12 protein-coding genes are annotated in these 12,415 nt (G+C 73.7%); 7 read left to right on the plus strand and 5 right to left on the minus strand.

Going from position 1 to position 12,415, the window contains the following annotated elements; genetic code table 11:
• Window positions 1–23: 23 nt before the first annotated feature.
• The 3 genes from D3A59_RS06520 to D3A59_RS06530 form a co-directional block, all read right to left on the minus strand.
• Window positions 24–401, minus strand: coding sequence for a nuclear transport factor 2 family protein (locus tag D3A59_RS06520; RefSeq protein WP_119154090.1), 378 nt, complete (start codon window positions 399–401; stop codon window positions 24–26).
• 70 nt (window positions 402–471) lie between these two features.
• Window positions 472–1,437, minus strand: coding sequence for a DMT family transporter (locus tag D3A59_RS06525; protein WP_119154091.1), 966 nt, complete (start codon window positions 1,435–1,437; stop codon window positions 472–474).
• 136 nt (window positions 1,438–1,573) lie between these two features.
• Window positions 1,574–2,350, minus strand: coding sequence for an SDR family NAD(P)-dependent oxidoreductase (locus D3A59_RS06530; RefSeq protein WP_119154092.1), 777 nt, complete (start codon window positions 2,348–2,350; stop codon window positions 1,574–1,576).
• A 239-nt stretch (window positions 2,351–2,589) separates the two neighbouring features.
• On the opposite strand from D3A59_RS06530, the gene D3A59_RS06535 reads away from it, so the two are divergent.
• The 6 genes from D3A59_RS06535 (at window position 2,590) to D3A59_RS06560 (ending at window position 7,587) form a co-directional block, all read left to right on the plus strand.
• Complete coding sequence (locus D3A59_RS06535; RefSeq protein ID WP_119154093.1) at window positions 2,590–3,441, plus strand: IclR family transcriptional regulator; 852 nt, start codon at window positions 2,590–2,592, stop codon at window positions 3,439–3,441.
• A complete protein-coding gene (locus D3A59_RS06540; RefSeq protein WP_119154094.1) occupies window positions 3,426–4,448 on the plus strand; it encodes a 2-dehydro-3-deoxygalactonokinase in 1,023 nt (340 codons plus the stop codon). Before D3A59_RS06535 ends, D3A59_RS06540 begins: the two co-directional genes overlap by 16 nt.
• Window positions 4,449–4,466: 18 nt before the next feature.
• Window positions 4,467–5,129, plus strand: coding sequence for a 2-dehydro-3-deoxy-6-phosphogalactonate aldolase (locus tag D3A59_RS06545; protein WP_119154095.1), 663 nt, complete (start codon window positions 4,467–4,469; stop codon window positions 5,127–5,129).
• Between the two features lie 115 nt (window positions 5,130–5,244).
• Window positions 5,245–6,216, plus strand: coding sequence for a tripartite tricarboxylate transporter substrate binding protein (locus tag D3A59_RS06550; protein ID WP_119154096.1), 972 nt, complete (start codon window positions 5,245–5,247; stop codon window positions 6,214–6,216).
• Between the two features lie 9 nt (window positions 6,217–6,225).
• Entirely contained in the window at window positions 6,226–7,152 is a 927-nt protein-coding gene (locus tag D3A59_RS06555; protein ID WP_119154097.1) for an SMP-30/gluconolactonase/LRE family protein, read from the plus strand.
• A 126-nt stretch (window positions 7,153–7,278) separates the two neighbouring features.
• A complete protein-coding gene (locus D3A59_RS06560; RefSeq protein ID WP_119154098.1) occupies window positions 7,279–7,587 on the plus strand; it encodes an EthD family reductase in 309 nt (102 codons plus the stop codon).
• A 10-nt stretch (window positions 7,588–7,597) separates the two neighbouring features.
• Here the strand turns inward: D3A59_RS06560 and D3A59_RS06565 are convergent, their stop codons facing one another.
• Complete coding sequence (locus D3A59_RS06565; RefSeq protein ID WP_119154099.1) at window positions 7,598–10,987, minus strand: DUF748 domain-containing protein; 3,390 nt, start codon at window positions 10,985–10,987, stop codon at window positions 7,598–7,600.
• Between the two features lie 226 nt (window positions 10,988–11,213).
• On the minus strand, window positions 11,214–11,654 hold the full coding sequence (locus D3A59_RS06570; RefSeq protein WP_119154100.1) for a MarR family winged helix-turn-helix transcriptional regulator: 441 nt from the start codon (window positions 11,652–11,654) through the stop codon (window positions 11,214–11,216).
• Window positions 11,655–11,863: 209 nt separating this feature from the next.
• Between D3A59_RS06570 and D3A59_RS06575 the strand changes: the two genes are divergently transcribed.
• Window positions 11,864–12,412: a VOC family protein gene (locus D3A59_RS06575; protein WP_119154101.1), complete on the plus strand. Its 549-nt coding sequence runs from the start codon at window positions 11,864–11,866 to the stop codon at window positions 12,410–12,412.
• Window positions 12,413–12,415: the final 3 nt, after the last annotated feature.

The raw sequence follows: 12,415 nt of genomic DNA on the forward strand, positions 1-12,415 counted from the left end.
CGCGGCCGGCCGCCGCCGCGCCGCTAGGCGCCAGTGGCCGGGCCGAAGAAGCCGACGATGCGCCGGATGCGGCGGTCGTCGCCGACCTCGACGAAGTCGTAGCCCTCGCGCACCGTGCTGCCGTCCGGCGCGACGTGGCGCCAGCCGAAGCGCGCGTAGCCGTGGTGCGCGTCGATCGGCGTGCACCGCTCGTAGCGGCTGCCGGGATGGCGCGACTGCACCTCGCCGATCATCTCCGCGAGCTCGTGCGTGTCGCTGGCATCGACCAGCGGGTCCGTGTAGCGCGCGCCCTCGGCCCAGACGCGCGAGAGGGTCTCCTCGCGCGCGGCCCCGTCGGGCTCGCTCCACGCGGAGCAGTAGGAATCGATCAGCGGCTCGATCTCCTGGGAAGGCAGGGGCATGGGACCTCCGTGCATCGTGCGGTTGCGACGGATGGAAGACCGGCAAGCCCCGTGCCGCATGCCCGCCGGCTCAGCGCCGCGCCGGCGCGTCCTCGCGCGTGACCTGCCGGATGCCCCAGCAGACGAGCAGCAGCGCGATGGCGTTCTTCCACTCCAGGATGCTTTCCTGCAGGAACAGCGCCGACAGCAGCGCGCCGAAGACGGGCACCAGGAAGTTGAAGGCGGTGACCATGCTGACGCGGTTGTACTTCAGCAGCGCGCTCCACAGCGCGAACGCCGCCGACGACAGCACGCCGAGGTAGAACAGCAGCGCCGAGGACGCGGGCGTGAAGCCGGTGAGCTCGCCACCGGTCGCGTAGCCTGCCAGCAGCAGCGCGGCGCCGCCGATCGCGAGCTGCCAGCCCGTCATCACGAACGGGTCCATGCCCTGCGAGACGCGCTTGCCGTAGATCGACGCGGCCGACAGCACGAAGGCGGCGATCACGACGAAGCCCTCGCCGAGCAGCGTGAAGTCGAAGCTCGCCAGGCCGGGGCCGAAGTTCACCACCATCACGCCGGCGAAGCCCACCGTGCAGCCGAGCAGCTTGTTCATGCTGAGCCGGTCGTTGCGGTAGAGGAAGTGCGCGAGCAGCACGCTGAAGAAGGTGCCGGTCGCGTTCATGATCGAGCCCTTCACGCCGGTGGTGTAGGCGAGGCCGACGTAGAAGAAGACGTACTGCAGCGTGGTCTGCGCGAGGCCGAGCATCGTGAGCTGCCCGAACTGGCCGCGCGTCAGGCGCAGCACCACCTTGCCGGTGGCGGCGGCGAAGGCCAGCAGCAGTGCGCCGGCGAGCACGAAGCGGTAGCCGGCGAACACGAGCTTGGACGGCAGGTCGGCCGCCTCGATGCCGAACAGCGCGTAGCCGTTCTTGATCGCCGGGTAGGCGCTGCCCCACAGCAGGCAGCACAGCGTGGCGACGAGGAACACCACCTTGCGGTCGGCGAAGGGGCTGGCGGAGGCGGAAGGGGGGTGGAGGGTGGGGGTCGCGGAGCTCATCGGGGGGGAGGGCGCCGCAAGGGGCGCGCGATGGGTTCGGTAAAAGGACACGCGCCCGCGGCAAGGCGGGCGCAAGGGGGGGAAGGTCCCCCCGGCGGGGGGCAGCGCGTCGGGCGGCGGTGCCGCGCCGGCGGCTTCAGGGCATGTACTGGCCGCCGTTGACGTCCAGGATCTGGCCGGTAATGTAGCCGCTCGCGGCGTGCGAGGCGAAGAACAGGAAGGTCGGCGCCGCGTCCTCCGGGCGGCCGAAGCGGCCCATCGGGATCGAGCGCGCGATCGCGGCCTTGGTCTCCGCGGACTTGTCGGCGTGGAAGGCGGTGTCGAAGGTGCCGGGCGAGACGGTGTTGAAGCGGATGCCGTCGGCGGTGTGGTAGGTCACCCAGTTCTTCTGGATGTTGTGCAGCCAGGCCTTCGCGGCGCCATAGAGGCCGGCGCCGGGGCCGCCGCCGGTGTAGCCGGCGATCGAGCCGACCAGGATCACCGAGCTCGTCTCGCCGCTCTGCTGCGCGGCGGCCTTCAGGTGCGGCAGCGCGAAGCGCGTCGTCATCAGCGCCGAGCGCGCGTTCAGGTCCTGCACCGCGTCGAAGAACTCGTCGTCGATCTCGGACAGCGGCTTGCGCCCCACCAGCCCGCCCGCGTTGTTCACCAGCACGTCGATGCCGCCGAAGCGCTCGACGAAGGCCTCGACCATGCGGCGGCAGTCCTCGGACTTCGACAGGTCGCCGGCGAGGTACATGCCCTCGCCGCCGTGCGCGCCCAGCTCGTCGAGCCGTGCGGGCAGGTCCGCCGGCGCGTTGCGGCCGCTGAAGCCGACGCGCGCGCCGTGGCGGGCGAAGGCCTGCGCCGCGGCCCAGCCGATGCCCTGCGTCGCCCCGGTGACGAGCACCCGCTTGCCCTTCAAGTCTTCGAACATGGTTTCTCCTTGCACTGCGATCGTCGCTGTCTCTGTATGTGGGACATGCGTCCCTCAAGTTGGGCAGATGCTAGAAGCCGAGTGCAGCAAGGTCAATCGGCCCAATATGTGAGACATCTGGTCGAATAGCGGAACAACCAAGCCCAGCCGACGCTCGAAATGATGGGGTGTCTCAATATTTGAGCAGTCATGCCTAAAGTTGACACAAGTCCTTCATCGAATCAGGATTGAAAAACGCCATGCAGACCACCACGCACTCCCTCCATCCCTCGCACGCCGCTGCCGAGCCCCGGGACAACGAACCCGCGGCACCGGACGCAAAGCCGTCCGCGAGCGGGACGCAGACCCTGATGCGCGGGCTGGCGCTGCTCGAATGCGTGGCCGACGGCGTGTCCGACGTGCGCGGCATCGCGGCGCGGCTGGGCACGCCGCGCAGCACCACGCACCGCATGCTCAGCAGCCTGGTGCAGGACGGCTACCTGCACCACATCCCCTACCGGGGCTACCTGCTCGGGCCGAAGCTGCTCTACCTCGGCACCAAGGCGATGGAGCAGCGCCCGCTCGCGGCGCTGGCGCGACCGCACCTGGAGGTGCTGGCGCAGCAGACCGGCGACACCGTGCACCTGGGCACCGTGGAGGGGGACGAGGTCTTCTACCTGGACAAGGTCTCCGGCACGAAGGGGCTGGAGATGCGCTCGCGCGTCGGCATGCGCATGCCGCTCGCCTCCACCGGCGTCGGCAAGGCGCTGATGCTCGGCATGGACGAGGCGCGCTGGGACGCGCTCTACCAGCGGGCGGCGGCGGCGCGCGAGGGCCAGCCGGACAAGCCGCCGCTGCGTCCCTGGGACGACTACGTCGCCGAGATGCGGCGCTACCGCGAGCAGGGCGTGGTGCTCGACCTCGAGGAGAACGAGATGGGCATCCGCTGCGTCGGCGCACCGGTGCGCGACATCAGCGGGCAGGTGGTCGCGGCGCTCAGCGTCGCGAGCGCGCTGCCCTACATGCCCGAAGACCGCATGGCGCGGCTGGTGCCGGTGGTGCGCCAGCGCGCCGAGGCGATTTCGAAGGAACTGGGATGGAAACCTGCCTGAGCCCGGCTGCGGCCGACCTCGTGACCGCTCGCCCCGCGCTCGTCGCGCTGGACTGGGGCACCTCGAGCCTGCGCGCCTTCCTGATGGACGCGCGCGGCGGGGTGATCGCCGAGCGCAGCAGCAATCGCGGCATCCGCCACCTCGCGCAGCCGGGGGAGGTCGGCTTCACGCTGGCGCTGGCCGAGATCGCCGGCGACTGGCTCGGCCAGTGGCCCGGCCTACCGCGGGTCGCCAGCGGCATGGTCGGCAGCGCCCAGGGCTGGCGCGAGGCGCCCTACGTGGACTGCCCGGCCGACACCGGGGTGCTCGCCGGGCGCGCGGGCCGCGTCGAGAACGCGCTGGGGCGCCCGCTGCTGATCGCGCCGGGGCTGCGCTACGAGCCGGCGGGCGGCGCGCCGGACGTGATGCGCGGCGAGGAGATCCAGATCGCCGGCGCGCTGGCGATGCAGCCGCGCTGGGCGAAGCGCGCCTGCATCGTGCTGCCCGGCACGCATTCGAAGTGGGCATGGATCGAGGACGGCCGCATCACGGGCTTCCGCACCTACATGACCGGCGAGCTCTACGCGGTGCTGCGCGGGCACTCGCTGCTCGGCCAGCTGATGAGCGAGGAGCGCGCGGAGGCGGGGGTGGCGGCGCAGGCCTTCGCCGACGGCTTGGCGCGCGCCCGCGACAGCGGCCCCGGCGACCTGTCGCACCAGATCTTCGCGACGCGCACGCTCGGCCTCACCGGCCGCCTGCCGGCCGCGGCGCTCGCCGACTACCTGTCGGGCCTGCTGATCGGGCACGAGCTGGTCTCGGCGCTGGCGCAGCGCGGCGGCCGCGACGACGGCGAGGTGCTGCCGCTGGTGCTGGTCGGCGACGCGGCGCTGTCGCGGCGCTACGCCGAGGCGCTCGCCGCCTTCGGCCGCACGCCGGCCGCGCAGCTCGGCAACACCGCGCCGCAGGGCCTGTTCCGCTTCGCCTGCGCCGCCGGGCTGATCGACGAACCCGCGCTCGCCGCCTCCTGACCGAGGAAGGACCCCGTGATGAACACGAACACCCCCCCGCCCGACGCGCTGCGCTCGGCCTTCGACCGCGCGCTGCGCGAGCTGCCGCTGGTGGCGATCCTGCGCGGCCTGCGTCCCGAGGAGGCCGAGGCGGTCGGCACCGCGCTGTACGAGGCGGGCTTCCGCCTGATCGAGGTGCCGCTGAACTCGCCGGAACCCTTCGACAGCATCGGGCGGCTGCGCCGCGCGCTGCCGCACGACGCGCTGGTGGGCGCCGGCACCGTGCTCGAGGTCGCTCAGGTCGTGCGCCTCGCGGAGATCGGCGCCGAGCTGGTCGTGATGCCGCACGCGGATACCAGCGTGATCCGCGCCGCCAAGGGAGTGGGCCGCCTCTGCCTGCCGGGCGTCGCGACGCCGACCGAGGCCTTCGCGGCGCTCGCGGCCGGCGCCGACGCGCTGAAGCTGTTCCCGGCCGAGCTCGTGACGCCCGCCGTGATGAAGGCAATGCGCGCGGTGCTGCCGCGCGGCACGCGGATGCTGCCGGTCGGCGGCATCGCACCGGACACGATGGCGCCCTACGTCGCGGCCGGCGCCGCCGGCTTCGGCCTCGGCTCGGCGCTGTACGCGCCGGGGATGCCGCCGGACGAGGTGGCGCGGCGCGCGCGCGATTTCGTGAGCGCCTGGCGCGCGTTGCCGGGCTGAGCCCTGCCGCGCGGGCCGCGCCGGCGCAGACCGGCCCCCCGCGCGGGATCCTTTCCTTCTTCCCACCCGCCCCCCGCACGAGGGGGCTGTTCCATCGCCATCCAAGGAGCGAGACATGAGCCTGACGAGACGAACCACCCTGCTGGCCGCGGCCGGCTTCGGCGCCCTGGCGCTGCTGCACGCGCCGCTCGCGGCCGCGCAGGACTACCCGGCCCGCACGATCGAGCTGGTGGTGCCCTATCCGGCCGGCGGCGGCACCGACGCGGTGGCGCGCGCCTTCGCCGAGTCGCTGAAGAAGCACCTGCCGCAGCCGGTCGTGATCTCGAACAAGACCGGCGCGGGTGGCGCGATCGGCCTGACCGAGGTGATGTCGGCGCGCCCCGACGGCTACAAGATCGGCGTGGGCACGGTCGAGATCACGATGCTGCCGCACCTGGGCATCGCGCGCTTCTCGATCGACGACTTCGTGCCGATCGCGCAGCTCAACGCCGAGCCGAGCGCGATCACCGTCAATGCCAGCTCGCCGTGGCGCACCGTCGAGGAGTTCCTCGCGCACGCCAAGGCCAACCCGGGGCAGATGCGCATCGGCAATTCCGGCAACGGCGCGATCTGGCACCTCGCCGCGGAGCAGATGGCGAAGAAGACCGGCACCAGCTACTCGCACATCCCCTACGCCGGCGCGAGCCCGGCGATCAACGACCTGCTCGGCGGCCACATCGAGGCGGTCACCGTGAGCCCGGCCGAGGTGGCGCAGCATGTGGCGGCCGGCCGGCTGCGCCTGCTCGCGGTGATGGGCGAGCAGCGCGCCAAGCGCTTCCCCGACGTGCCGACGCTCAAGGAGAAGGGCATCGACGTGAGCATCAGCACCTGGCGCGGCATCGTCGTGCCGAAGGGCACGCCGCAGCCGGTGGTCGAGGTGCTGCGCACGGCGAGCCGCAAGGCCGCCGACGAGCAGGCCTTCCGCGACGCGCTGGCGCGCCTGGACCTGACGCACGTCTACGCCGACGGTCCGGCCTTCCGCACGGTGATGGAGCGCGACAACGCCTTCTTCAAGCGCCTGATGGGCGAGCTCGGCATCGCGAAGTGAGGTGATGCCTTGGTCGCAGACACCACTTTCGGCACCGACGCCCTGATCCTGCCCGGGCTGCGCAACGGCACCGGCGAGAGCCCGGTGTGGGACACGCTCTCGCGCCGCTGGCTCTGGGTGGACATCCCCGCCGGCGCCGTGCAGCGCTTCGATCCGGACAGCGGCACGCTCGAGCGCTTCCAGTTGCCCGAGAAGGTCGGCTGCCTGGTGCTGCGACCGGGCGGCGGCCTGCTGTGCGCCTGCGAGAGCGGCCTCTTCGAGGTCGATCTCCCCGACGCGGGCGGCGGCGACGCCGCGCCGCAGGTGCGCCGCGTCGCCGAGGTCGCGCACCCGCAGCCCGGCATGCGCTTCAACGACGGCCGCTGCGACCGCCAGGGGCGGCTGTGGGCCTCGACGATGCTGATGGACCTCGATCGCATCCGGCCGGTCGGTCGCTGGTACCGCTACACGCCTGCCGAGGGCCTGCAGGAGACCTCGGTGGGCGGCCTGATGATCGCCAACGGCTCGGCCTTCAGCCCGGACGGGCGCACCTTCTACTGCTCGGACTCGCACCGCGACGTCCGCATGGTGTGGGCGCACGACTACGACCCGGACACCGGCACCGCGCACAACCGGCGCGTCTTCGTCGACATGCGCGAGATGGTGGGCCGGCCCGACGGCGCCACGGTCGATGCCGACGGCTGCTACTGGGTCTGCTGCATCGACGAGGGCTGCATCAAGCGCTTCACGCCCGACGGCCGGCTCGACCGGCGGCTGTACGTGCCGATGTGCAAGCCGACGATGTGCGCCTTCGGCGGCGACGACATGGGCACGCTGTTCGTGACCTCGCTGAGCCGCGGCGAGGCCGACCTCGCGGTCGATCCGCACGGCGGGCGGGTGCTGATGTGCCGGCCCGGCGTGCAGGGGCTGCCCGAGCCGCGCCTGGCCGCGGCCTGAGCGCGGGCGCCGCCTGCCGTGCCCGCGCTGCACGGCGGCGGCGCGCCTGCTAGATTGGGGCTCCCACAACGAATGCCGCGCGGCCCGCGACGACGGGCGGCGGCGCACCGAGACAGAGGAGCTCCCATGCATGCAATGGTCGTGCTGTATCCGCAGCCGGACGATCCCCAGGCCTTCCGCGACTACTACGTCTCCAAGCACGTGCCGCTCGCGGCGCAGCTGCCGGGACTGGTCAGCTACCGCTACGGCTTCCCCTCGCCGCTCGGCCCGGCCGGCGGCGACACGCACTTCTGCATCTTCGAGGCGCTGTTCGAGAGCGCCGAGGCGATGGCCGCCGCGCTGAAGTCGCCGCTCGGCCGGGAGGTCGCGGCCGACGTGCCCAACTACTCGCCCAAGGGCGCGTCGCTGATGCACTACGAGGTGGCCGGGCAGTAGCCCGGCCGGCTCACCGCGCGACCGCGGCCGCGTCGAGGCTCAGCCGCACCGTCGGGCGGGCCTCCTCGTCGCCGCTCTCGCGCATTCCCGCCGCCTCGATGCGCCCGGCCGGCACGCCGGCCACCGCACCCAGGTGCTCGCGGATCGCCCGCTCGCGGCGCGCGGCGAGCTCCTGCGCCGCGCCCTCCGGCAGCGGCCACGACGCGACGAGGCGCTCGAACAGCGTCTCGTGCGGCGAGGCACTCGCCCTCGCTTCCCGCGGCTGCAGCGCGGCCGGCACCAGCGCCGGCCGGCTCGCCGCCTCCCTGAACTCGCGCAGCGCGGCCTCGCCGGCCTGGCGGGCCAGCAGCGCCTCGAGCGCGCGCCGCGTGCGCTCGTCGCCGAAGTCGAGCGGGGCCGGATCCTCCGCGGCGGCCAGCTCCTCGCCGAGCGCGCGCGCCAGCTCCAGCCGCACCAGCCGCTCGCGCAGCGCCGGCGCGTCGGTCGCGGGGGCCCAGGGGCCGGCGACGAGCAGCTTCAGCTGCGGCCGCTGCGCCAGCACCGTCGCGAGGCGGGCCAGCTTCTCGCGCTCCTGCGGCCGCAGCGCGTCGCTTCCGGGATCGAAGCCGATCTCGGCCATCGTCTCGTCCTCGCCGCCTGCGCCGAGCAGGCGGCCCAGCGCGCGGAAGGGCACGCTCGCGACGCGGCGCAGCACCCCGCCCGCCGCCTCGCGCACCACGCTGCCGATCGCGAAGCTCGGCTGCCCGACGTCGCCCTCCACCGGCACCGACAGCTCGATGCGCCCCTGCTCGTCGCTCAGCAGCGCCACTGCGAGGTCGAGCGGCAGGTCCAGCGCGCCCGGCGCCTCGACACGCCGGCCGAGCCGGAAGTCCGACAGGCGCAGGTCGTTGCGGCCGAGCAGCCGCGCGTCCTCGATGCGGTAGTCGAGGTCGAGCCAGAGCCTGCCCTCGGCCACCTCGCGGCCCGCGAAGGTCACCGTGTAGGGCGACAGCGGCGGCATCTCGACGTTGTCCATGCGCACGCGCAGGTCGAGCAGGTGGCGCGGCTCGAAGGGAGCGAGCCGCCCGTCCACGCGCGCCGAGCCGTAGGGCGCGATCTCGCCGGCGGCCTGCACCTGCGCCGGCCGGCTGCGGTCGTTCGACACGCCGACCACCGTGCCGCCGAAGCCGGTGACGCGGGTGGAGAAGGGCAGCACGAGGCTGAGGTCGGCGTAGTCGAGCGTGCCGTCGCGCACGCGGATGCGGTCGATGCGGATCGGCATCGGCGGGGACGATGCGTCCCCCGGCGCGGACTTCTCTGGCGTGGGGGAGGGCGGCGTGCCGGGCGCCTGCAGCAGCTGCGCGAGGTTGAGCCGGCGCTCGCGCGAGATCATCAGCCGCGCCGCCGGCTGCTGCAGCCGCACTTCCTGCACCGCGAGCCGGCGCGGCGCCGAGTCGAAGGCGATGCCCTCGGCCTGCAGCGCCTTCCATGCGATCACGCGCTCGTGCGTGCCGGCCTCGTCGAGCCGCAGGTCCGCCACGCGCGCGGCGCCCTGCACCTGCACGCCCGGCCCGGCCTCGCCCGGCTGCAGCCGCAGCTGCGCATCGCCCGAGAGCGTGCCGGAGCGCAGCTCGAGCTGCGTGTGGCGCGCCAGCAGCGGCCGCAGCGGCCCGAGCGCGAGCGCGTCGACGACGAAGCGGAGGTCCGCGGCGGAGCCGTCGGCCGCCACCTCGCCGGAGGCCGCGAGCGTGCCGCCCTCGGCGACCTGCACGCGGCCCTGCAGCCGCCACGGGGAGCCCGCGGCGTTCGCATCGAGGCGCTCGGCCTGCGCGTCGAGGCCGAGCCCGTAGGCGAGCGGCGGTTCGAAGCCGCGGTCGCGCAGCGCCCAGCGCATGCCGTCGGCGCGCAGCCGGCCGAGCGCGACGCTCCAGGGCGACGCAGGGGCGGCGTGCGGGGGCGCGTCCGGCGCCGAGGCCTCGCGCGCCGCGGCAGGCCGCAGCGCGTCGAGCAGGCGGATGCGGCCGTCCGGCTCGCGCGCGAGCTCGCCGCCACCGCCCTTGAGCGCCACTTCGCCGATCGACACGGACTGCCGGCCGCTGTCGAGCGCGATCGGCGCGACGCGCACCGAGTCGAGCGAGAGCAGTGGCCGCGCGGCGCCGACCTCGGCGAGCGCGAGCCGCTCGAGCGCCAGCGACAGGCCGTCGCCGCGCAGCTTCGCGCCTTCGCGCCCGACGTGCAGCGCGAGCTTCCCCTGCAGGCCGATTGCGCCGATGTCGAGCGCGAGCGGCAGCGGCCGGCTCAGGTCGGCGGCATGCAGCGCGATCCGCTCGACACGCAGCGCGCCGATCTCGGCCCGCCAGGGGGGCGCCTCCTTGCCGGCGGGAGCCGGTCGCGAGGTCGGCGTCGCGCGGGCCGGCGCGGCGAGCTGCTGCCAGTCGGGCGTGCCGTCGGCGCCGATCGCGAGGCCGATGGCGCCGTCGCGCAGTGCGAGCTCGGGCCAGGCGAGGCGGCGCGCCGCCAGGTCCAGCCGGCCGTCGCGGGCCTCGAGCGTCGCGAGCGTCAGCAGCGGCGCGTCCCGGTCGGCGGGCGTCAGCGCGAGGCCGGCGAGCTTCAGCGTCAGCGCGTCGAGCCGCAGGCCCGGTGCCTCGTCGCTGCCGTCGTAGGCGTAGCGCGCCGACGCGGCGAGTCTGCCCTCGGGCGTCTTCAGCCGCAGCCGCTCGCGCAGCAGGGGCCAGACGGCCGCGGCCTCCAGCCCGTCGAGCCGCAGCTCGCCCGCGGAGCGCAGCGGCTGCAGCGACAGCGAGCCCTGCGCCTGCAGCGTGCCGCCGCCGGACAGCGTCGCGCTCGCGCGGTAGCGGGCCTCGGCGCCCGGGCGCGTCGCGAGCTCGTGCAGCTCGATGTGCAGCGGCTGCAGCTCGGCCGTAGCCGGCGCGGCGCCGCCGAGCTGGCGCAGGGCCACCTTGCCCTGCAGCGAGGCATGGCGCAGCAGCAGGTCGGGCAGCGGGCCGGACGGGCCGCCCGCGCTCGCGCGCTCGATGAGCGCATCCCAGTTCAGGCGACCGTCACCGGCCGCTTCCACATGCAGCTCCAGGCCTTCGAGCCGCAGCTCGTCGAGCGTCCAGCGCCGCTGCCACAGCCCCGACAGCGCGAGATCGACCGACAGGCGCTGCAGCGCCAGCAGCGGCTGTCCGCCGGGCTGGCGCAGCTGCAGCTCGCGGGCCTCGAGCGCGAGCCGCCACGGGTCGAAGCGCACTGGGCCGAGCGTCGCCTGCACGCCCAGCCGCTCGGCGAGACGCTGCGGCAGCTGCTGCGCGACGAGCCGCGGCACGAGTTCGTAGCCGGCGACGGCATAGAGCGCGGCGAGCAGCGCGGCGGCGGCCGGCAGCCGTCGAAGGAGGCGGGATTTCCGTGCGGAAGGCATGGGGGCGGGGTCGTCCGGGAAAAGGAGGGCGGCGCGGCAGGGATGCAGGCCCGCCGCACCGGCCCGAGGGCGCCGATTGTCGCCGCGGGCGGCCTTGCGGCGGGGGCGCCGGGACGAGGCTTCCGCGCACGATTACCGGGGCGACGCCCCCGCGTTGCAGCCCTGCCGTCGCGAGTCCCCCGCCGGGCACACTGCAAGCGCTTCGGCGGGCGCGTCGGCCGGGCCCTCAGCCCTGCCGCTCGAGCTGCCGGGCCCGCGCCAGCAGCTTGTCGAGCGCGCGGTCCAGAACCGCCCGCTCCTCGTCGTCCAGCGCCTCGAGCAGGAAGGCCTCGCGCGCCTCGGCCATCGGCTCGATCCTGCGGAACAGCGCGCGGCCGGCCGGCAGCAGCTTCAGGATGCGGTTGCGCCGGTCGGACTCGTCGGGCTCGCGCTCCAGCAGCCCGCGCGCCTCCAGGCTCGCGACCGCGCGGCTGACCTGCATCTTGTCGAGCGTGGTGTGCGCGGCGGCCTCGGTCGTCTTCATCTCCGGGTTCTCCGCCAGCGTCGCAAGGATGCGCCACTCGTCGCGGCTGAGCGCGAAGCGGTCGGCATAGACGGCGGAGATCGACTGGCTCACAGCCGAGGCCAGCACCGCCAGCCGGTAGGGGAGGAAGGTCTGCAGCTCCATCGCGTGCTCGCATGCTCGAAGGGACGGCGCCTATCGTAACGAATCCGTTGCAACGGTCTGCAGGAAACGGCAAGTCGGGCCCATCCGGGGGGCTCCCCCTATGGGCCGCGGACTTGATGCAGCGCAAACGCGGCGACGTTCCCGGTTTCATCCTGATAGTAACGATGGTTACTATCCCGTTGTCGCAACCCGCTTCGAGGAGCCCTCCGATGAAAGTGCAGAAGATCCATCATGTCGCCTACCGCTGCCGCGACGCGAAGGAGACCGTGGACTGGTACAGGAAGCACCTGGACATGGACCTGGTGCTCGCGATCGCCGAGGACCGCGTGCCCTCCACCAAGGCGCCGGACCCCTACATGCACCTCTTCCTCGACGCGGGCGGCGGCAACGTCCTCGCCTTCTTCGAGCTGCCGAACTCGCCCGAGATGGGGCGCGACCCGAACACGCCGGAGTGGGTGCAGCACATCGCGCTGCAGGTCGAGAGCGTCGAGGTGCTGGAGCAGACCAAGGCGAAGCTGGAATCCGAGGGTATCGAGGTGGTGGGCGTGACCGACCACGCGATCTTCAAGTCGATCTACTTCTTCGACCCGAACGGCCACCGGCTCGAGCTCGCCGCGAACACCGCCACGCCCGACATGCTGCAGCGCCTCGACGCGGTCAAGCACGAGATGATCGAGGAGTGGTCGCGCACGAAGCGCGCGCCGCGCCAGGCCGCCTGGCTGCACGAGCGCGAGTTCGACGCAGCCGCCGCGAACTGAGGC

The sequence above is a fragment of the Caldimonas tepidiphila genome, from assembly GCF_003569765.1.
GTDB lineage: Bacteria > Pseudomonadota > Gammaproteobacteria > Burkholderiales > Burkholderiaceae_C > Caldimonas > Caldimonas tepidiphila.